This window comes from Parasphingopyxis sp. CP4, from assembly GCF_013378055.1.
Classification (GTDB): Bacteria; Pseudomonadota; Alphaproteobacteria; order Sphingomonadales; family Sphingomonadaceae; genus Parasphingopyxis.
This window is the reverse complement of record NZ_CP051130.1, coordinates 2,828,015-2,847,189: the sequence shown is the minus strand read 5'-3', so window position 1 is coordinate 2,847,189 and position 19,175 is coordinate 2,828,015. Positions and strand designations below refer to the sequence as shown.

The 19,175-nt window shown below is 59.7% G+C and carries 21 protein-coding genes; 10 read left to right on the top strand and 11 right to left on the bottom strand.

What is annotated here, in order from left to right; all coding sequences use genetic code 11:
* The first annotated feature begins 163 nt into the window (after positions 1-163).
* Positions 164-787, top strand: coding sequence for a cell wall hydrolase (locus tag HFP51_RS13970; RefSeq protein ID WP_176876318.1), 624 nt, complete (start codon positions 164-166; stop codon positions 785-787).
* A gap of 60 nt (positions 788-847) precedes the next feature.
* Here the strand turns inward: HFP51_RS13970 and HFP51_RS13965 are convergent, their stop codons facing one another.
* The 4 genes from HFP51_RS13965 to HFP51_RS13950 form a co-directional block, all read right to left on the bottom strand.
* Complete coding sequence (locus HFP51_RS13965) at positions 848-1,288, bottom strand: hypothetical protein (protein WP_176876317.1); 441 nt, start codon at positions 1,286-1,288, stop codon at positions 848-850.
* Positions 1,289-1,303: 15 nt separating this feature from the next.
* Entirely contained in the window at positions 1,304-2,713 is a 1,410-nt protein-coding gene (locus tag HFP51_RS13960) for an MBOAT family protein (RefSeq protein WP_176876316.1), read from the bottom strand.
* An 87-nt stretch (positions 2,714-2,800) separates the two neighbouring features.
* Positions 2,801-4,054, bottom strand: a complete 1,254-nt coding sequence (locus HFP51_RS13955) for a GDSL-type esterase/lipase family protein (RefSeq protein WP_176876315.1) — start codon at positions 4,052-4,054, stop codon at positions 2,801-2,803.
* On the bottom strand, positions 4,051-4,983 hold the full coding sequence (locus HFP51_RS13950; protein WP_255454687.1) for a GDSL-type esterase/lipase family protein: 933 nt from the start codon (positions 4,981-4,983) through the stop codon (positions 4,051-4,053). Before HFP51_RS13950 ends, HFP51_RS13955 begins: the two co-directional genes overlap by 4 nt.
* Positions 4,984-5,177: 194 nt before the next feature.
* Between HFP51_RS13950 and HFP51_RS13945 the strand changes: the two genes are divergently transcribed.
* Positions 5,178-5,372 carry a hypothetical protein gene (locus HFP51_RS13945; protein ID WP_176876314.1) on the top strand — a complete coding sequence of 65 codons (195 nt, stop codon included), beginning with the start codon at positions 5,178-5,180 and terminating at the stop codon, positions 5,370-5,372.
* A gap of 1 nt (position 5,373) precedes the next feature.
* Here the strand turns inward: HFP51_RS13945 and HFP51_RS13940 are convergent, their stop codons facing one another.
* Entirely contained in the window at positions 5,374-5,904 is a 531-nt protein-coding gene (locus HFP51_RS13940; protein WP_176876313.1) for an SRPBCC family protein, read from the bottom strand.
* On the bottom strand, positions 5,897-6,208 hold the full coding sequence (locus HFP51_RS13935; protein ID WP_176876312.1) for a metalloregulator ArsR/SmtB family transcription factor: 312 nt from the start codon (positions 6,206-6,208) through the stop codon (positions 5,897-5,899). The genes HFP51_RS13940 and HFP51_RS13935 overlap by 8 nt, the downstream gene beginning before the upstream one ends.
* Before the next feature lie 158 nt (positions 6,209-6,366).
* On the opposite strand from HFP51_RS13935, the gene HFP51_RS13930 reads away from it, so the two are divergent.
* Positions 6,367-6,918: a class I SAM-dependent methyltransferase gene (locus tag HFP51_RS13930; RefSeq protein ID WP_255454686.1), complete on the top strand. Its 552-nt coding sequence runs from the start codon at positions 6,367-6,369 to the stop codon at positions 6,916-6,918.
* A complete protein-coding gene (locus HFP51_RS13925; protein WP_176876310.1) occupies positions 6,915-7,631 on the top strand; it encodes a GIN domain-containing protein in 717 nt (238 codons plus the stop codon). Before HFP51_RS13930 ends, HFP51_RS13925 begins: the two co-directional genes overlap by 4 nt.
* 3 nt (positions 7,632-7,634) lie before the next feature.
* On the opposite strand, the gene HFP51_RS13920 is transcribed toward HFP51_RS13925, so the two are convergent.
* Positions 7,635-8,039, bottom strand: a complete 405-nt coding sequence (locus HFP51_RS13920; RefSeq protein WP_176876309.1) for a DUF1489 family protein — start codon at positions 8,037-8,039, stop codon at positions 7,635-7,637.
* Between the two features lie 56 nt (positions 8,040-8,095).
* Positions 8,096-9,505 (bottom strand): magnesium transporter, encoded by a 1,410-nt coding sequence (mgtE, locus tag HFP51_RS13915; RefSeq protein ID WP_176876308.1) that lies wholly within the window; start codon positions 9,503-9,505, stop codon positions 8,096-8,098.
* Positions 9,506-9,618: 113 nt separating this feature from the next.
* Between mgtE and HFP51_RS13910 the strand changes: the two genes are divergently transcribed.
* Genes HFP51_RS13910 through HFP51_RS13900 form a run of 3 tightly spaced genes read left to right on the top strand, consistent with a single transcriptional unit; the run spans position 9,619 to position 11,908 of the window.
* The gene (locus HFP51_RS13910) at positions 9,619-10,644 is read left to right on the top strand and encodes an LLM class flavin-dependent oxidoreductase (protein WP_176876307.1); all 1,026 of its coding nucleotides are present in this window, start codon (positions 9,619-9,621) and stop codon (positions 10,642-10,644) included.
* A gap of 39 nt (positions 10,645-10,683) precedes the next feature.
* Entirely contained in the window at positions 10,684-11,130 is a 447-nt protein-coding gene (locus HFP51_RS13905) for a peptidylprolyl isomerase (protein ID WP_176876306.1), read from the top strand.
* Between the two features lie 16 nt (positions 11,131-11,146).
* A complete protein-coding gene (locus tag HFP51_RS13900) occupies positions 11,147-11,908 on the top strand; it encodes an SDR family oxidoreductase (protein ID WP_176876305.1) in 762 nt (253 codons plus the stop codon).
* Here the strand turns inward: HFP51_RS13900 and HFP51_RS13895 are convergent.
* A complete protein-coding gene (locus tag HFP51_RS13895) occupies positions 11,889-12,818 on the bottom strand; it encodes a LysR substrate-binding domain-containing protein (protein ID WP_176876304.1) in 930 nt (309 codons plus the stop codon). The genes HFP51_RS13900 and HFP51_RS13895 overlap by 20 nt on opposite strands.
* A 286-nt stretch (positions 12,819-13,104) precedes the next feature.
* On the opposite strand from HFP51_RS13895, the gene HFP51_RS13890 reads away from it, so the two are divergent.
* On the top strand, positions 13,105-15,414 hold the full coding sequence (locus HFP51_RS13890) for a CDC48 family AAA ATPase (RefSeq protein ID WP_176876303.1): 2,310 nt from the start codon (positions 13,105-13,107) through the stop codon (positions 15,412-15,414).
* 14 nt (positions 15,415-15,428) lie between these two features.
* Here HFP51_RS13890 and HFP51_RS13885 read toward each other — a convergent pair whose 3' ends face one another.
* Positions 15,429-16,721 carry an MFS transporter gene (locus tag HFP51_RS13885; protein ID WP_176876302.1) on the bottom strand — a complete coding sequence of 431 codons (1,293 nt, stop codon included), beginning with the start codon at positions 16,719-16,721 and terminating at the stop codon, positions 15,429-15,431.
* Between the two features lie 166 nt (positions 16,722-16,887).
* On the opposite strand from HFP51_RS13885, the gene HFP51_RS13880 reads away from it, so the two are divergent.
* Positions 16,888-17,505 (top strand): class I SAM-dependent methyltransferase, encoded by a 618-nt coding sequence (locus tag HFP51_RS13880; protein WP_370462921.1) that lies wholly within the window; start codon positions 16,888-16,890, stop codon positions 17,503-17,505.
* 1 nt (position 17,506) lies between these two features.
* Here the strand turns inward: HFP51_RS13880 and HFP51_RS13875 are convergent, their stop codons facing one another.
* Entirely contained in the window at positions 17,507-18,679 is a 1,173-nt protein-coding gene (locus HFP51_RS13875) for a phosphatidylserine/phosphatidylglycerophosphate/cardiolipin synthase family protein (RefSeq protein WP_176876301.1), read from the bottom strand.
* Between the two features lie 116 nt (positions 18,680-18,795).
* Here HFP51_RS13875 and rpoZ point away from each other — a divergent pair, with 116 nt between their 5' ends.
* Entirely contained in the window at positions 18,796-19,140 is a 345-nt protein-coding gene (gene rpoZ / locus HFP51_RS13870; RefSeq protein ID WP_176876300.1) for a DNA-directed RNA polymerase subunit omega, read from the top strand.
* Positions 19,141-19,175 lie beyond the last annotated feature (35 nt).

Sequence of the window (19,175 nt, the reverse complement as noted above, 5' to 3'; positions counted from 1 at the left end):
CTCAACAAGGCACAGGTGCGCCAAATGTCGGGCGCATCTTGCAAGCCGTGAAATGCAAAGCGGGTCAGCATATAGTTTTGAGTTTGTTTGGCGCAGGCCCGCGCCATTTGGCGCATGTAATGGAGATTTTATGTCCTTTGGACGTAAGCGAGTGATTTTTGGAATGTCGGCTGTTGCTGCTGCGGCTGTTGCTGCACTGCCAATGGCGACCGGTTTTGCTTTTGAAAGCCAAGCCGAGATCCAGGACGAAGCCGACGGCGCATTGCTCGCCGCCAGCGGCGTCGAAACCGAAGTGACTGCCGATACGGCGGAGATCGTCGAGCCGGTCATCCTGCTCGAAGAAGCTACCGACGAAACGCTAGAGGCTGAGCTCGCAGAAGAAACTGACACCGAGACGGTAGAAGTTGCAGCGATCAACGATACCGTCGATCGCGACCTGCTCTGCCTGGTGAAGATCGTTCGCCACGAAGCGGCCAACCAATCAATGACGGGCCAGCTCGCCGTGGCGCAGCTCGTCATGAACCGGGTCAATTCGCCGAACTTCCCGAATACGATCTGTGACGTCGCTCATCAGCGCGGCCAGTTCTTCAACACGGATGCATATAATCCGTCCCGTAACGATCAGCGCTGGGCCAACGCCCTTGAGGTCGCAATCGATGCGCGGAACGCCATCAGCGATCCCGTTGTCGGTGAAGCGGTGTTTTATCACGCCGCCTATGTGAACCCCCGCTTCCATCGGACGCGTCCGCGGGTTACGCAGATCGAAGATCACATTTTCTACCGGTAGAGATCCCCCTCTCACCGGGTCGCAGGGGCCGTCTTCTCAACTAGGGAAGGCGGCCTTTTGCTATTCTGGGGAGAAGCCCGGGCTGTCGGTGTTACGCGGAGCCGGCGCTTCTTCCGACGCATCCTCACCGCTAGCCTCATCCGCGCTCGAACCGAATTCCAGCGCCTTGATGCCATCCCACCAACCGCTCATCACCGCGACGGGCCGATCGAGATAGAAACGCTCGGTCTGCTGATACCAGCCATCGCTGATCGCGATCACCCGCTCGCTTTCCGGGCCAGGCTCAAGATCATAGGCCCAGCCGCGCATTGCATCTGCATTGAACAGCAGGAGTATGGCCGTGGCTATCGCGATCACCGTCGATGTCCATAACAGGCCGCCACCGTCTTCGCCCTCCATCGGCGGCAGATCGACCGGCGATGTCATATTGGCATCGCTACCCACCGTCGTCAGAAGCGTCTTTTCGGCGGACTTGGCCGGTGATGCGTCAGTGTCTGTCATCGGGCTCCTTTCCGCCTAGAATTGATAATAGATAAAGGGCTCGACGCCTTCGGGCCGCATGGCGTCGATGATGAGAATGAGAAATCCGGTAGCAAGGCCCACCAATGCCGCCGATTGCGTCCGCACGCGCACCGCCGCGCGCTGAATTGCGTCGGGCGGCAGAGCGTGGAGCGCAGTTCCGAAGAGGATCAGCACCAGCCCAAGCGGGGTGAGGGTGGTTGCCGAGAAATCAAAGGCGGCGATACCGGCCAGATATTGGCTCGCATCGCCAAAGGTCGCCGAACGGAAGAAAATCCAGGCGAGCGTCACGATATGGAAGGTAATGATGATCCCGGCAGCAGCGGGGAGGACAGGCCAATGGTCCGGCCGATATTCGCGCCACAGCCGTTCGGCGACCAGCACACCGCCATGGATCGCGCCCCAGATCACGAAGTTCCAACTCGCCCCGTGCCAGAGACCGCCGAGCAGCATTGTCGTCATCAGCGCAAAATAGAGCCGTGCCCGGCCATGCCGGCTGCCGCCGAGTGAGATATAGAGATAATCGCGCAGCCAGCTCGACAGGCTGATGTGCCAGCGCCGCCAGAAATCCTGCAGCGACGTGGCGCGATAGGGCTGGTTAAAGTTGTGCGGGAAGCGATAGCCGAGCAACGCGGCAAGCCCGATCGCCATGTCGCTATAGGCCGAGAAGTCGCAATAGATCTGCACGGCATAGCCATAGGCCGCCATGATCAAGTCAAAAGTCGAATGGGCACTCGGATCGAAGAAGACCGGATCGACAAATTCGGTTGCCAGATAGGAGGCAATCACCGCCTTTTTGAACAACCCCCACACGATTAGCAAAATCCCCATCGCCGCCATGCCGCGGTCAATCTTGGGCACGGTTTGGAACTGGGGAATAAGGTGGGATGCCCGGACGATCGGACCAGCGACCAGATGCGGGAAAAAGCTCATCAGCAGGACCATATCGAGCAAGCGCGATGGTTCGGTCTGGCGCCTGTAGATATCGATCAGATAGCTCATCCCCTGGAAGGTGAAGAAGGAGATGCCGACCGGCAGTACCACCTGCATGATATAAAGGTCACGTTCCCAGCCAAGCCCGGTCAGCAAGCCCGCGAACTGCTCCATGAAGAAGCCGTAATATTTGAACCAGCCCAGGATGCAGAGATTGGCGATTACGCCAAGCACCAGGAACAGCTTTCGCCGCTTCTGATCATCTTGATAGGCGATGATCAATCGCGCTGCGCCCCAGTTCAAAAAGCCGCTCAGGATCAGCAGCGCCACAAACCGCCAATCCCAGGCGCCATAAAAGAACCAGCTGGCGATCAGCAGGAATATCTTGCGCCATTCATTGGAGGCTTTGAGCGCCCAGGCGATGATATAGACGATCAGGAAGAACAGCCCGAAGGTGAGCGTGGGAAACAGCATCTAGCGCAGACCCGCCGTCCAGCAGGGTTCTACAACCAATCGATCTGTGCGCTGACGCATGCCCCGCAACTGCACCATTATCCCCTGCTAACGATCGTTGACCGCGGTGGCCGCGCGTTCCAGATCGGCGAACAGCATCTGCCCGATCCGCGCGCCGCCGGTCTGGTTGAAATGAACATGATCACCGCGCATCAGAGCCGGATCCCGATTGCGCCAGCGATGCGCACCGCACCGCCCGCCCATGGCCGCATTCCAGTCCCAGAAAGCCAAGCCCATATCGCGGGCAACCCGGCGCTGCCGGCCCCGCAGCTCAGCGAGCAACGTCGGCGTATACCAGGGCCGTCCGCCGCTATTGACCCCGGCCGGGTCGGCGCAGGGCACTGGCGGCCCAGCATTGTCAGCAAGTCCACGATTTCGCGTATTGGCGTCCGGAGCGCCGATCAGCAGGATCGGGACATCGCGGCCTGCCAGTCTGCGCAGCCTGTTCACCTGCACGCGCAAATCGCCCTCAAATTCCCGTGCAGACAGCTGCTGTGAAAATCCTTCATTCGTGCCAAAGGCAATGACGATCAAATCGGGATCATAGACCGCCAGCTCGGCCGCCACGGTTTCATCTGTCGCGCGCCCGATATGGACGAGTTGCGATCCGCTCACCCCGAGATTGGAGAGCGTGACGCCCCCTTCCTGCATCATCGTGGCAAAGGAGGTCACGGTTACAACCCGATCATCTGCCGTCGTTACCGAGGCGCCGAGCTGCGGATATTCACTATCCATTGTCCGGCACACGGTCCGGCGCTCCGGGCCGTCAAGCTCGAACCGCTCCGTTTCAAAGCCCAGCCGCATTACCAGGGTTCCAGCGCCTGGCTCGCTGATTGCGCATAGGATAATCCGGTCGAAACTCTGATCGGGCGTGTCGGCGGTAATCCCAAGCATTTCCCCTTCGGCCCGTGCTGTCTGGCTGAATCCGGACATGCCGAGCGGACGGCCGTAATTGGCGTAACCGCGCCCGAATATTGAATTCACTTCCCAACCGCTGGTCTGGGACGCGGTAACGCCCCAGGTCAGATAGCCGCCATAGGGCCGGCCCGCGGCGAGAACACCGCGGCCACCATGGCCATATCGCCGGCGCAATTCTTCGCGCCAGCCATTGGTGATATTATCGCCCGCTGTATGGCTGTCGCCAATCTGGACGATATGGATCGGATCGCCGCTATCGCGATCACTCTCGGCGAGTTGTGCAAAAAAGGGTGCCAGATTTTCCGCGTAGCAGAGCGTTTCAGTGCACGTCCCCGGTGCGGATTGCGTAGCGGCCAACGCCGCCAGAAAGATTGCCGAGGTCATCCTTCGGCTTGTCCTGCGGTCGCGCTCTCATTGCCGGCGCTACGGCGTTCGCTCTCGCGCATGGCCTCAGCCCGGGCGCTATCCACATAGCCGCGGATGCGTTGCTCGAGATCGCGCGTCAGGAAACCATAGCCCTGCCCCGTCATGTGAATACCATCATTGGCGCGCGCGAGTGTTCGCTCGCCGGATTCAGGATGAGGAAGATAGGCTGCATATTGGCCATCTTCATCGACGGTGAGCGAGACCGTGTCGATAAAGGGCACGCCGAGTTGCCGCATGCGTGCGGCGTAAAATGCATTTTGCTGCTGAATCTGCGAATCAAACGCCTCGCGCCGCATCTTTGGCATACCCATCCAATACACAATCGAACCGCGATCACGGAGCAGCTGGACGATGGCATCGATGCGCTCGCCGACAATATTCTGCCAGTCTTCGCTCATAAACGCTGCGCCAGCGCCGTCTGTATAGATGCCTTGGGTATCATTGGCGCCAAAGGAAAGGACCGCGATATCGATCTGCTGCTCGTCAAGTCGCTCGGCCATATCGTCAAAAATATTGAGGCTCCGATAGCGTGTAAAGCCGGTAGATTGCCGGGCATACTGGTGGACAACGAAATCGTCCTCGCCGCGAAAGCCGCGATATAGAGCCGCCCATAGCCCATCACCAAAACTGTCTCCGAACACACCGATATGCACGGGATCGCCCTCTGCCAGCGCATTGGTCAGGCTGCGATTGAACTGGGCCGCGCATTCCATCGGGGCAGCTTCAGATATGTCGGTTTCAGCAGCCGCCACAACTGGTGCGGGCGCGCTCGCCACCGCTTCTCCGCTATCGCCGCCGCCCAGAAAAGCGAGCCCTATGACCGCGCCAACGGCAACGCCGATAAACAGGACGGCGGTCCGATCGAGCAACAGAATCAGCTTGTCCACTGCGCCTCTCCGTCTTTTGGCACCAATGCCGCGCGTTCATGTCCAATGCGGAACGGCTTGGCAAGCGCCGATAAGACAGCGACCCGGCGGCGTCATGACTGACAGCGTATGAATGGCACCTACATGACCGTAACCTTGCATCATATCCCGACCTACCGCACACTGGCCTGGATCTAATGGGGAGAGAACGAGACATGGCAGACAGGCCAAAACCAACGGGTTCACAGCTGGGAATGATCATCGCCGGCGCTGTGGTCGGCGCGGTTGTTAGCTACGGTATATTGGGCGTCGGCGGCGCAATCGGCGGCGGTATTATCGGCCTTGGCGCCGCGCTCGGCGGCATGCCCTATTTCAAGGCCGTGCAGGAATGGCAGAAAAACCAGGAATAGCTCAATCGATCGGCTTTATCAGCCGACGATAATAGTCTTCGACCCCGTCATGTTCGGTCCAGAATCCGCGGATTTCATCGCCGGACAGGCGGTCGATCAGGATTCCGACATGCGCGTGCCAGCCACAGGCCATGTCGATAAGATCCGCATGATCGCGTGACGGGGCTTGGATCAGCACCAATTGCACGCGGTCGCCATTTGACGTCAGCTCAAATCGGCATTCTTCATTGTCACCGTCCCAGCTCATAATGAACAGCTCAGGTGGGCGAATTTCGACGACCGTCCCACCCATCTCGACGCCGCCTTGCATTCCCGCATGGCGCTCCGGGAGCTTCTCAGGCGAAATGTCATCATGATTGAAACGCATGACAAAGGGGTCGCCGGCTTTAGCGCCCGCCGTTCCGTCGCAAAACCATAATGCGCGCTTCTCCGGATCGACCAGATAGTCCCACACCCGTTCAATTGGCCCGGGCAGATCGCGCACAAAGCGCAGCGAGCCATCCTCCAGCTGCGTTCCATAGTCTTCACGCATCGCGATCTTCCTCCTCCAGCAGCGCAGCCAGGCGATCCAGGCGGCTGTTCCATTTAGTGCGGGTCCGCTCGACCCAGGCCTCCATTGCGGCGAGGCCCTCCAAGTCCAGGCTGTAAATCCGCTCACGCCCGCGTCGCTCAACTTTCACCAGCTTCGCGTTTCGCAACACCTTGAGATGTTGGGACACGGCCGGCGGACTAACATCGAACTGGGCGGCAATGTCGCCCGCGCGCCGGTCTGCTTCGGCGAGCAGAGTCACGATCTCGCGCCGGGTCGAATCACTCAGGGCTGCAAATTCATCCATGCGCATTTACTTAAGCAATGTCTTAATTAAGTCAATACTTAAATATTTAGCACTGGGCATGATGCCGCGCGCATGGCACGATCCTGCGTATGCCAGGACTTTGGGATCGATATGTCGTGCCACGCCTCATCGGTTTTTGCTGCACGCAGCCGCCAATCATGAAGAGACGCGCGAAAGTCGTGCCCCGCGCACACGGCAAAGTGCTCGAGCTCGGCGCCGGTGGCGGCGCAAATTTTGCGCTCTATGACGGCTCCCGCGTGACCAGCGTTGACGGCGTTGACCCCTCGCCTGGATTGCTTGACCGCGCGCGCGATGCGGCAAAGGCCGAGGGCATAGACTTCGATATCAAGGAGGGCGTGGCCGAAAACCTACCCTTTGCGGATGAGAGTTTTGACACCGTACTCGCCACCTTCACCCTCTGCTCGGTCCAGGATCAAGCGCAATCGCTGGTCGAAGCCCGGCGTGTTCTGAAGCCAGACGGTCAATTGCTGTTCTGCGAACATGGCGCAGCGCCGGACATCGACGTAGCAAAATGGCAACGGCGCATTGAACCCGTCTGGAAGCGGATCGGTGGTGGCTGCCATCTAACCCGCCCGGTGACAGCGGCGGTCGCTCAGGCTGGATTCAGGATCGCTCAGCAAGAACAAGGCTATATGCGGAAAACGCCGCGATGGGCCGGTTGGGTCGAATGGGGAGAAGCGCGACTATGATGGCTCGGATCACCGCCGCAATGCTTGCGCTCGCGCTGGCGGTACCCGCGGCCGCGGCCCAGCGCGGCTATTCGGTCACCAGTTTCGAGCGGATCCAGGTCCATGGGCCTTTTGTCGTCCGCGTGACCACCGGCAGGGGCTCGTCAGCACGCGCAGAGGGCGATCAGCGGGCGATTGACGAGATCGCCGTCCAGGTCGTCGGCAATACACTCCGGGTGCGGCGCAATGTATCAAACAGCTGGGGTGGTTATCCCGGCGAACGTGAAAATCAATCTGCGATCCTCTATTTGACCACCCACCAGCTTGAACAGGCGACGGTGATCGGCACCGGCGATCTCGAGATTGATCGGATGCGCGGCGGTCGCCTGACAATCAGCCTCGGCGGCAATGGGCGGCTTGCGGTCAATCAGGTCGAGAGCGACAATTTGGCGCTGGCAGTTACCGGTGCGGGTGTGATGGAGATTGGCGGCCAGGCGGAAACCGGGCGCGTGACGGTCGAAGGTCCGGGCACGTTGTCGGCGGCAAACCTCACGGTCGACGATCTCACGGTCAATCTCAACGGCCCGGGCAGCATCGAAATCTCCGCCGATCGCGAAGCCGAGGTGATCGCTGTCGGCAATGGCATCGTTACGATATTGGGCGATGCGGCCTGCACCGACCGCAGTGTCGGATCCGGCCAGGTCACCTGTGGCGGCTTTCTCGGCCGGCGATAGCGCTCAGATAAGCCCGAGCCGCGCGAGATCGTTCAACATTTTGGGCGGCATTTCGGCAATCCCGTCTTCATCCCCGTCAAAATCGGCTGGTGCATCCGTGCCTTTGAGATAGCGCCAACCCTGATGCGCGCGTTTCGGACGCGCGCGCACCGGGATCAGTTTCGGATCGAGGCGAATGTTCCAGCGGCCATCATCGCTCTCGACAAATCCGAGGATACGCTGCCGCACGACCAGGCGGTGCTTGATAATCCAGAATATAGAACCGCCGATCAGTTCTTCGTGCCGCGTCGGACGATATCGGGTGGTGATCGTTACCTCGCCACCGGATACACGCGGTGCCTGGCGCTCGCGAATACGCTGGATGGAATCGCAGCCGACAGCCGGTTTTGTGATGTGCAGCGCAGCCATGGCGTTCATTTGGGCGAGGGATTGCCGGGTATCAAGCGTTCGGGACGCGAGGGATGCTATTGGCCGACCAGGCCCGAAGCGACTGCAAAGCCCAGAAAAGCGAGAAAACCGATTGAGTCGGTAATCATCGTCACAAAGACCGAAGACGCAACCGCAGGATCCTGTTTCAGCCGATCGAGCACAACCGGCACCATCACACCGGCAAGGCCCGCGATCACGATATTCACGAGCATTGCCGCGGCAATAACGCCGCCCAGCGGCCAATTCGAAAACACCAATGCCGCGCCGAGGCCAATCAACACGGCAATCGTCGCCCCGTTGAGAATCGCAACCGCCAGCTCCTGCCGAATAGTGCGCCAGGTATTGGCGCGCGTCAGCTCGTTGATCGCCAGCGCACGCACGGCAACCGCCATGGTCTGCGTCCCGGCATTGCCGCCAATCGAGGCGACAATCGGCATCAGGATGGCGAGCGCGACCATCTCCTCGATCGCCGCGCCAAAGAAGGAAATGACGATGCTCGCGACAAGCGCCGTACCCAGATTGGCGATCAGCCATCGGACGCGGCCACTATAGGCTTCGCCGACGGGCTGGTTGATATCGCCTTCGCCAGCGCCCGACAGCCGGAGGATATCCTCACCAGCCTCTTCGGAGATGATGTCGACAATATCATCAACCGTGATCATTCCGACCAAGCGGCCAGCATCGTCCACGACAGCCGCAGAGATCAGGCCATATTTTTGGAAGCGGAGCGCCACCTCTTCCTGGTCCATGTCCACCGGGATCAACGTCTGCTCGCGCTTCATCACATCGGAGATTGCGAAATGCCGCGGCGTGCGCAGGATCCAGCTCAACGCACAGGTGCCAACCGGGTGGTGCGCCGTATCGACAACGAAGATTTCCCAGAAATCCATCGTGTCTTCCTGGTTCGCACGGAGGAAATCGATCACATCACCGACCGTCATATTCTCGTACACGGCAACCAGCTCGCGCTGCATGACGCGACCGGCGGATTCTTCCGGATAGGTAAGCGCCTCTTCAATCGCCGCGCGATCATCGGGTTCGAGCGCATCGAGCACTTCGCGCTGATCGCCAGCCTCCATATCCTCGATAATCGCAACCGCATCATCGGTTTCGAGATTGCCGGCGAGATCGGCGACCTGTTCATTGTCGAGCTCATCGACCAGGGCTTCGCGAACGAAATCGTTCATCTCGGCGAGGACTTCGCCGTCGAGCATCTCGGACAAGGCGGCGGCCAGGATCGCGCGCTGATCGCGGCCGACCTGCTCGAAAAGATCAGCAATATCAGCAGGGTGTAGGCGAGCGGCCAGCTCGCGGGCAGCCTCGTCATCGCCCGCTTCGACGGAATCGATGACCGATTTGATGAATTCAGGCTTCAACCGATCGTCCGTATCGAACTCGGTCTCGGTGGTATCGGTATCGGGAGTGTCAGCGACAATATCACTCATGTGGCGCCCTCCCTAATGCAATGCCCGGCAGCGACTTAGACCGAAAGCGGGCGGCTTGTCAGCCTTTCTTCTCAGCCCTTCCCTCATCGGACCGATCAGCTACTATGCGCTGCATGCCAGATTACCGCCTTTCGATACTCGACCAATCGCCCATTGCCGAAGGTCGAAGCGCCGCTGATGCGCTCGCCGATACACTCGACCTCGCGCGTCATGGAGATGCGCTCGGCTATGATCGTTATTGGGTTGCCGAACATCATGCGAGCCCGGCATTGGCCGGTGCTGCGCCCGAAGCATTGATAGGCCCGATCGCCTTGGCGACGAAACGGATCCGCGTTGGATCGGGCGGGATCATGCTGCCGCACTATTCACCGTTCAAAGTGGCCGAGACTTTCGCCCTACTAAGCGCCCTTGCACCCGAGCGGATTGATCTGGGCCTGGGCCGAGCGCCCGGTGGAGATGGGCGGATCATGCTCGCCTTGCAGCGCGATCGCAGCCGCCGCATGCCGCATGACGACTTCCCCAATAATCTGGCCGAGCTCTTGGCCTATTTCGATGGCACCCTGCCCGAAGATCATCCCTTCTTCCCGCTGACCGACACATTGCCGGCCGGTGGCGGCACGCCCGAAACCTGGATGCTCGGATCATCCATGGACAGCGCATTATGGGCCGCCGAAGCGGGCCTGCCCTACTGTTTTGCCGATTTCATCAATCGCGACGGTGCTGCCATGACGGCCGAGTATCGCGCCCGGTTCAAGCCCTCTATCCGATTGGCGGAGCCGCATGTCATGGTCGCCAGCTGGGTGATTGCTGCCGATGCACGCGAACAAGCGGAACGGCTCGCCAAGCCCGCAGCGATGCTCGGTGCTCTGCTCCAGCGCAATGTGCTGATTCCCGTGCCCTCGATTGATACCGCCGAGGATTGGTTGGAGAAAAACCCCGATGCGCTGGCCAACCGCCGTCGTCGGATCGTCCTTGGCACGGCCGGCGAAGTCCATCAGCAACTCGATGATGTTGCAGCCGAATATGGCGCAGACGAGATGATGCTCGTCAATATCATGGGCGACCATGCCGCTCGCAAACACAGCTATGCCCTGGTAGCCGAAGAATATGGACTGGCGCAGCGCGCCGCGGCTGCCTAGGGACACTCGCAACACCGACCATTTCAGGAGATTCGATCCATGTCCGATACCCTTACCATTTCGCTCGATAGCGGCGATGTCGTCATCAAGCTGCGCCCCGATCTGGCGCCGAACCATGTTGCCCGGATTTCCGAGCTGGCACAGGACGGCTTCTATGACGGTGTCGTCTTCCACCGCGTCATTCCCGGCTTCATGGCGCAGGGCGGCGATCCAACGGGCACTGGCATGCATGGATCGGACAAGCCGAACCTTGAACAGGAATTCAACAGCGAACCGCATGTGCGCGGCACTTGCTCGATGGCGCGGGCCCAGGACCCGAACAGCGCGAACAGCCAATTCTTCATCTGCTTTGACGATGCAGAATTTCTTGACGGCCAATACACCGTATGGGGCCAGGTTACCGAAGGGATGGAGCATATCGATGCGCTGCCCAAAGGCGAACCACCGGCAACCCCGGGCGTCATCAAGTCGACGACTGTCGGCTAATCGGGGGCCTGTCGATATGGCCAATCCCTATACGTTGATCACTGGCGCTTCTGCTGGTCTTGGCAGATTGTTTGCCAGGGCCTGCGCGAAGCGTGGTGACAAGATCGCGCTCGTCGCGCGGCGCAAGGATCGTCTCGATAAACTGGCCGAAGAGCTCGGTCCCGACACGATCGTCATTACTGAAGATCTGAGCGATTATGACGCCGCCGATGAGATCGTGCAGACGATCGAGGATTCAGGCGCGCATATTGGTACGCTGATCAATAATGCAGGCTTTGGCGCGCGCGGCGATTTCCATATGCTGCCGATTGGCGATCAGGTCGACATGATCCAGGTGAACAGCATTGCGGTCGCACAGCTTTGCCACCGGGTCGTTCCAAGCATGATCGCCAATGGCGGCGGTGCAATCCTTAATGTCGCGTCTACCGCAGCGTTTCAGGCGGGGCCTGGTATGGCGGTCTATTATGCCAGCAAGGCGTTCGTCCTGTCGCTTACCGAGGCCCTGCATGAAGAGTTGATGCCGCATAATATCGCGGTGACGGCACTATGCCCCGGTGCGACAAAGACCGAGTTCGCCCATCGTGCAAACATGACCGATACCACCTTGTTTGAGAAATTCGCGGGCGAACCGGAACGCGTTGTCGAGGCAGGCCTTGCCGGTCTTGCCAAGAACAAGGCGATTGTGGTTCCCGGTTTCCTCAACAAAGCAATGGTTCAATCGAACCGCATGTCACCGCGCAGCGTAAGCCGCGAGATCGCTAAATTGCTGCAGCAATAGAATCGCCAGCGGCTGGCTGACCCGTCGCCTGGCGACATACCCGCGCGAACAGCCAATCATGGAACAGCTTCACCGGTTTGCGGCGCAACGCTGACCGTCGGCAGGTGAACCAATAGCTGTACGGGCTTTCAATCTTCGTATCGAACAAGCGCACCAGCCGATCATCCGCCGCATCGTGGAGATGGGAATCGAGCATGAAGGCCACGCCCAGGCCCTGGGCAGCGGCGTCCAGCATCAACTGACCGGAATCGAAATGGTCTTCTGCTGCCGGTTCCAGGTTGGGAAAGCCGATGGCGTTACGCCAATAGTGGAATGTCTCAGGCATATCACGGTGCAAAAGGATCGTTTGCCCGGCAAGCTGCTCCGGTTCGGTTACCGGAACACCCCGCACGGTCAGCCCGCGCGCGCCGATCGGCGTAATGACATTATGATCGATCTCGCGCGAGTAGAGCCCGGGGTCGATTGTCTGGGCCAGCGTGATTGCCGCATCCAGACCGTCGCCCAATCGGGCTGTGCCATGGGCTGCCGTATCGATATCAATATGGAGCTCGGGATGCAGCTCACGCAATTCGGGCAATTTGCCGATCAAGCGCTGCGATGCGAAAAGTGGCAATACTCCGAGCCGCAATCGCACCAGATCCGCCTGGCCGGTCGACATCTCAATCGCGTTCGCCAGTTCATCGAGGGGACCGGAAACCCGCGTCAAAAGGGCTTCGCCATCTTCGGTTAGAACCATCGCATGATGACGGCGTTCAAACAGGGCGCGACCTAGAAAATGCTCTAAATTCTGGACTCTACGGCTTAACGCGGGCGAGGACAGGGCCAGCTCTTCGGCGGCCGCTTTTACCGATCCTAGGCGTGCGACTTGGACAAAGGCCTCTATGGCGGTTAGCGGCGGCAATCTTCGCATCAGCGCGCTCCTACTGCAATAGCAACTTCTGTCCGGGCGGGCCGCAAAGAGAGTTGCAATTTCTGCAATTCATAGCAAGCTTTTCGCACTTGCACAATTGCAAAATGAAACCCAATTAGGGCGGGCCTTACAGGCATCCTCTCCTAAGACCCTTCGGGCCGACCTCCCCTCTTTGGTCGGCCCGTTTTTTTGCCCCGGGTCCGCCAAAATCATATTCCGTCGGTCAAATGGTTCGCATCGGGCCTGCAAGACCCTATGTTGATTTCGTCAACAGTACGGAGTCCTTATGGCTGACAGCGAAAACCCGCCCGCGACCGAAGGTCACAAACTGCAGGTCGCCAATGCCCGCCCTGAAGATTCAGGTCGCGGCCTTGCCCGCATGTCGCGCGAAACAATGACAGCGCTGGGCCTGGCCGAGGGTGATGTGGTTGCAATCACTGGCAAACGCACGACCCCTGCCCGGGCGGTGCTCCCCTATAAGGATGACGAGGGGCTGGCAATCTTGCGGATCGACGGGCTGCAGCGCGCCAATGCCGGCGCCGGCTCTGGCGATTTCGTGACGGTTGAGAAAACCGAATCGCAGGCGGCCAAGCGCGTCGTTTTCGCACCTGCCCAACGCAATTTGAAACTGCACGGCAATACCGAAGCGCTGAAACGCAGCTTTGGCATGAAGCCGCTGACGCAAGGCGATGTTGTCGCAACCGCAGGCCAACGCCCTGTCGAGCGCGGCGATATGCCGCCCCAGCTGCGCCAGATGATGAACGCGCCCGCCTATGCGCTGCAGGAAGTGCGGCTGGTTGTTGCCGGGACAACGCCCAAGGGCATTGTTCATATCGATGCAGACACCACTGTCGAATTAAAGGGCGAATATACCGAGCCTACCGAAGCCCGGCGTGCAGATGTCACCTATGACGATCTTGGTGGCCTTGGCGAGACGATCGACCAAGTGCGCGAGATGGTCGAGCTTCCTCTGCGCTATCCAGAACTGTTTCAACGGCTTGGCGTCGAACCGCCCAAGGGCGTTCTGCTCCATGGACCGCCCGGTACGGGCAAGACCCTGCTTGCCCGCGCGGTCGCCAATGAGAGCGATGCCGATTTCTTCCTGATCAACGGGCCGGAGATCATGGGTTCCGCCTATGGCGAGAGCGAGAAGAAGCTGCGCGAAGTCTTCGAAAAGGCGGCCGAGGCCCAACCCTCGATCGTCTTTATCGACGAGATCGATTCGATCACGCCCAAACGCGACAAAACGGCTGGCGAGGCCGAAAAACGCCTCGTTGCCCAGCTGCTCACCCTGATGGACGGGCTGCAAAAGCGCGCCAATCTGATTGTCGTCGCGGCGACCAACCGCCCGGATGCGATCGATGAAGCCTTGCGGCGACCAGGTCGTTTCGATCGCGAGATCATTATCGGCGTGCCGGACGAAGCGGGTCGACGCGAGATCCTCGCCATCCATACGCGCGGCATGCCGCTGGCCCCCGATGTCAGCCTGAACGCGCTCGCCCGGCAGACTTATGGCTTTGTCGGCGCCGATCTCGGTGCACTGACGCGTGAGGCCGCCATCGAAGCCGTGCGGCGCATCATGCCAAAGCTGAACCTTGAAGAACGCACCGTACCCACCGAAGTTCTCGACGAACTCAAGGTCGATCGCCGTGATTTCACCGAAGCGTTGAAACGCATCCAGCCATCCGCATTGCGCGAAGTGATGGTCCAGGCACCCGATGTGAGCTGGGACGATATTGGCGGGTTGGATGATGTACAAAAACGCCTCAAGGAAGGCGTCGAGCTTCCTCTGAAAGACCCGGATGCGTTTCGGCGTCTCGGCATTCGCCCGGCCAAGGGTTTCCTCCTCTATGGACCGCCGGGCACCGGCAAGACGCTGCTCGCCAAGGCGACCGCACATGAATCCAACGCCAATTTCATCGCCACGAAATCCTCGGACCTTTTGTCCAAATGGTATGGCGAGAGTGAACAGCAGATCGCCCGGCTCTTTGCCCGGGCACGCCAGGTTGCACCGACCGTGATCTTCTTCGACGAGCTGGACAGTCTTGTACCGGCTCGCGGAGGCGGCCTTGGCGAGCCACAGGTGACCGAACGGGTCGTCAATACGATCCTTGCTGAGATGGATGGGCTGGAAGAGCTGCAATCCGTGGTTGTCATCGGTGCCACCAACCGGCCCAACCTCATCGATCCGGCGCTGATCCGCCCCGGACGATTTGACGAAATGGTCTATGTTCCGGTGCCTGAAGAAGCCGGGCGTCGGCGCATTTTAGCGATCCACACATCGACCATGCCGCTCGGCAAGGATGTTGATCTCGACTCACTTGCTGAACGCACCGAACGCTTCACCGGGGCCGATCTGGAAGATCTGACCCGGCGGGCGGGCCTCTATGCCTTGCGCCGATCGATCGATGCCGAAAGCGTCGGGATGGAAGATTTCGAGCTGGCACTTGCGGATATGCGCGCCAGCGTGACCAGCGAGATGGAACGCGAATATGAGCTGATGGCGGCCAAGCTGAAGCAGGATTCGCTGGCACTCAACCCGATCGGCTTTATCTCACCTGGCATGTTGAGCCCGTCCAACGAGGACAAGCATTAGGCGATCGCGCGCTATTAGTTTTCGAGCTTCACTGCAGCCCAAATGGTAAGCAGTCCGAACAAGGCTGCGCTGACCAGGAACGGCAGCGGCATCCACGCGCCATAGATCAGCACGCCCAGCGCCGGGGCGGCAATGAATGCCATACCGTTTACCGAAGCCACCATGCCGGCAACCTGGCCCTGTTCTGCGCGACTCACAGCGAGCGATGCCCCGCTGGTGAAGCCCGGCCGGAACAAGCCCATGCCCAGCGAGGTGATGGCGAAACCAAGTGTCATCGCATGCAAGGTAGTAGCAAAACCAGTTAACACGCAGCCAACAGCTCCAAGGATAAAGCCCCAGATGATCAGGCGTTTGGGCGGGACTTTCATTTGCGGGATCAGCCCCCATTGCGCGAGCAGCGTCGCCCCCGCGCCTGCCATCAACACAATACCGATGGCCTGTTGCGCCTCGGCAAGCGGCACGGACAGCCGGTCGATGACGAGAAACCCGATCACGCCCAATATTGCAGCATGTCCATGCCCGCCGATCACCCCGACGATCAGCCAGGGCAGGACTCGCGGATCGCGCCAACGCAACCTCTCTCCTGGTAGTGGGAGCGCCTGATCTTCTGGATCTTGGGCGGGCGCGCCTGCACCCGATAAACCACCGATAGATGGCTCGCTCGAAATCGTGCCCCGTGCTTCATGCTGTGGCGTGTCGTTCGGCAGCAAAAGCGCGACGGCCAGCCACACCACACAACCCAATAGCGCAAACACCAATAACGGCCCGGCAAGGCCGCCCTCCATCGGAAAGACGAACGCAGGCGCAAGCGCCGGACCCAGAATCGTACCCAGGCCGAATGATGAGGCGATCACCGAGAGCGCCGCCGTGCGGTTTTCCCGGTCCGTACGCGCCGCCACATAGGCCTGTACCGCCGGCGGCGCCGCCGAGCCAAAGCCCCCATAGAGGCTCCGTGCCAGCGCAAAGATGATAAAGGTCGTAACCGGCAGCAACCAGCCGATCAGTCCAGCCCAAAGGATTGCGCCGCAGATCGCCATCGAGGCGATAAAACCCCAAGTGCCAAGCAACATCAGCGGCTTGCGTCCGCGGCGGTCCGACTGGCGCGCCCAATAGGGTGCGAGCAAAACCCAGAGCAGCGCTGACCATGTGTACGCAAGCGACACCCAGAAATCCGGGATATCGAGCGCGCGCCCGATTGTCGGCATGACTGACTGCATGGCGGTATTGCCTGCCGCTGCTGTCAGCATGACAAGGAACAACACCGCAAATCTGTCGCGGCGAATCTGGACGGTTGGCGATCCGGCCATCAGACCCGCAACCCACTAATTGTGAGCGGAAAAAGGAAGAAACCTGAGCGTGTCATCGCGTCTCCTTTAGCCACAACGATATCCAAGCGATAGTCAGCAATCGCTTGCCAACGGCCCGTGCATTTGCGAACGGGAGCGCAATATTATTGCGGGATTATCGAAACGAATGACCGACACAATGTCCAACATTAGCTCAGAAAAATCGGAATCCCGGGGCCCGGGACCGCTTGCGCTCTTCTTCAAGGGCTTTCTGAAACATCCGGTGATGGTCGGATCCGTGATCCCGTCCTCGAAAACACTGATCAACAAGATGCTGGCCCCCGTCGACTGGGAAAACACCAAGCTTTTTGTCGAATATGGACCTGGCGTCGGCACCTTCTGCCGCCCCATTCTCGACCGCCTTGCGCCTGACGCAACGTTGATTGCGATCGATACCAATCCTGACTTTGTCGACTATCTGACCCGCGAGATCCGCGATCCACGCTTTCATGTGGTCAATGGCTCGGCTGCGGATGTGGAATCGATCATAGCCGAAAAGGGTTTTGACAAGGCGGACTATGTCGTGTCGGGCCTGCCCTTCTCCACCCTTCCTGATGGCGTCGGCGATGAGATCGGCGCGGCCACTGGACGCGTGGTGAGGCCCGGCGGCGCATTTCTTGTCTACCAATTCTCACCGAAATGTCGCGACTTTATCGAGCCCAATTTCGATCGGATCGACAAGGATCGTGAGTGGTGGAATATCCCGCCAGCCGTATTGTTCTGGGGCTGGAAGAACGAAGCCTAGCTTATTGGCCGTCGAGCCCGAAATTCAGGCGGCGCGTGACGTTATAATCCAGTACGGACATCAGAAAATAGGATAACCGCCCCTTGATTCGGGTCCATAGCCCGCGGCTGCGCGCATATTGCTCGGGCGTAATCCGCTCGCAATCGGCAATCTCGCGGTCGACATAGGCACGGATGGCATCGGCAAAGACCGGATTGCGAATTCGCAGCATCACCTCAAGGTTGAGATATAGGCTGCGCACATCGAAATTCGCCGAACCGATATAGACGAGATCATCGACGACATAGAGCTTCGTGTGGAGCATCATTGGCTGATATTCGTAAACCTCGGTATGCGGCAGCAGATAGCGATAGCGATTGCGCGCCGCCGCGATCGTCACACTGTTGTCGGACTTTGCGGCCGTAATCACCCGCGCTCTCCCCTTCTCCGCGGTGCGACTGATGGGCTTGAGGAGCGGCGCATAGGGCGCGAAATAGGCAGCGACGATGTCAATCTTCTCCGCACCGCCCAGATCGTTGCGCAACGTCTGCGCCCAGGGGCTGAGTTCGCGCGTCGGACCGCCAAGCAATAGCCGCACATCGCCATCCTGCTCGTGATGCCGCAGCAATAATGCGCGTAGATCCTCCACCTTGGATCGAGGATCGCTCGACCAGGCAATGATATCATCGAAATAGGCGGCGAGACGGGCGGCAGCCGGTCCTTCGACCCTCAAGCCAAGGTCTCGCCATCCGTCGCTGGCCTCGCTGCCCTCGGCCGCGAAATAGCCGTTTTTGACATTGAAGCCGCCAATCATGGCCCTGGCTTCATCAGCGATCGCCATCTTCTGGTGATTGCGCATCAGATAGCGGCGCGTGCGCTTGGGCTCGTAACGGCAAAAACCACACCCCGTGTTGATCAACGGCTCGAAAAACGCATCGCTGGCCTTGGCGCTGCCAAATCCATCGACCAGCAGAGACACCGCCACGCCGCGCTCATGCGCAGCAATCAGCGCATCGCGAACCCGTGTGCCGGCCTCATCATCGACAAAGATGTAGAAAAGGAGGCGAATGCTCGACCGGGCATTATCTATGAGGGCGATCAAGCCATCCAAGCGCTCAGGCCCGTCGGGCATCAGCGCAAAACTGTGTCCGGCGACATCGGGAAGCCCATGACGAGACATATCCTGATCGGCCATAGCCTCTCCTCTAGGCCGGGAAGCCCGACCCCTGCAAGACGGGGATTTTCTTGACAAAGCGCCGCTTCGTGCCTATTTCGCCGGCCTTCCCGACTTACTGATAATTGGAACAAGCCATGGCGCGCGTTACCGTCGAAGATTGCGTTGACAAAGTCCCGAACCGTTTTGACCTGGTGCTGCTGTCTGCACAGCGTGCCCGTCAGATTTCCGGTGGAGCCGAACTGACTGTTGAGCGTGACCGTGATAAAAATCCGGTTGTCGCGCTGCGCGAGATCGCTGACCAGACGGTTAAGCCAAAGCATCTGGAAGAGTCGCTCGTACAGAGCCTGCAGCGTGTGCAGATTGACGACGAAGAAGCACCCGATGAAGTCGGTTCGCTGTCCCAGTCGGCTGAAGCGCTTCGCCTCACGGCCTCGGCCCCGCCGCGTAACACCAATGTGGCTGCCGATTACGAAGGCTAAATCTTCCCGAGCGGAAAATGAAAAGGCCCGGAAAT

Coding starts and splice junctions, on each gene's coding strand:
- HFP51_RS13935 (WP_176876312.1), bottom strand. CDS start 6,208: ATGGATGAATTTGCAGCCCTGAGTGATTCGACCCGGCGCGAGATCGTG.
- HFP51_RS13920 (WP_176876309.1), bottom strand. CDS start 8,039: ATGGCTGCGCTGCACATCACAAAACCGGCTGTCGGCTGCGATTCCATC.
- HFP51_RS13965 (WP_176876317.1), bottom strand. CDS start 1,288: ATGACAGACACTGACGCATCACCGGCCAAGTCCGCCGAAAAGACGCTT.
- HFP51_RS13945 (WP_176876314.1), top strand. CDS start 5,178: ATGGCAGACAGGCCAAAACCAACGGGTTCACAGCTGGGAATGATCATC.
- HFP51_RS13940 (WP_176876313.1), bottom strand. CDS start 5,904: ATGCGTGAAGACTATGGAACGCAGCTGGAGGATGGCTCGCTGCGCTTT.
- HFP51_RS13880 (WP_370462921.1), top strand. CDS start 16,888: ATGACCGACACAATGTCCAACATTAGCTCAGAAAAATCGGAATCCCGG.
- HFP51_RS13905 (WP_176876306.1), top strand. CDS start 10,684: ATGTCCGATACCCTTACCATTTCGCTCGATAGCGGCGATGTCGTCATC.
- HFP51_RS13925 (WP_176876310.1), top strand. CDS start 6,915: ATGATGGCTCGGATCACCGCCGCAATGCTTGCGCTCGCGCTGGCGGTA.
- HFP51_RS13895 (WP_176876304.1), bottom strand. CDS start 12,818: ATGCGAAGATTGCCGCCGCTAACCGCCATAGAGGCCTTTGTCCAAGTC.
- mgtE (WP_176876308.1), bottom strand. CDS start 9,505: ATGAGTGATATTGTCGCTGACACTCCCGATACCGATACCACCGAGACC.
- HFP51_RS13970 (WP_176876318.1), top strand. CDS start 164: ATGTCGGCTGTTGCTGCTGCGGCTGTTGCTGCACTGCCAATGGCGACC.
- rpoZ (WP_176876300.1), top strand. CDS start 18,796: ATGGCGCGCGTTACCGTCGAAGATTGCGTTGACAAAGTCCCGAACCGT.
- HFP51_RS13930 (WP_255454686.1), top strand. CDS start 6,367: ATGAAGAGACGCGCGAAAGTCGTGCCCCGCGCACACGGCAAAGTGCTC.
- HFP51_RS13910 (WP_176876307.1), top strand. CDS start 9,619: ATGCCAGATTACCGCCTTTCGATACTCGACCAATCGCCCATTGCCGAA.
- HFP51_RS13960 (WP_176876316.1), bottom strand. CDS start 2,713: ATGCTGTTTCCCACGCTCACCTTCGGGCTGTTCTTCCTGATCGTCTAT.
- HFP51_RS13890 (WP_176876303.1), top strand. CDS start 13,105: ATGGCTGACAGCGAAAACCCGCCCGCGACCGAAGGTCACAAACTGCAG.
- HFP51_RS13900 (WP_176876305.1), top strand. CDS start 11,147: ATGGCCAATCCCTATACGTTGATCACTGGCGCTTCTGCTGGTCTTGGC.
- HFP51_RS13955 (WP_176876315.1), bottom strand. CDS start 4,054: ATGACCTCGGCAATCTTTCTGGCGGCGTTGGCCGCTACGCAATCCGCA.
- HFP51_RS13885 (WP_176876302.1), bottom strand. CDS start 16,721: ATGGCCGGATCGCCAACCGTCCAGATTCGCCGCGACAGATTTGCGGTG.
- HFP51_RS13875 (WP_176876301.1), bottom strand. CDS start 18,679: ATGGCCGATCAGGATATGTCTCGTCATGGGCTTCCCGATGTCGCCGGA.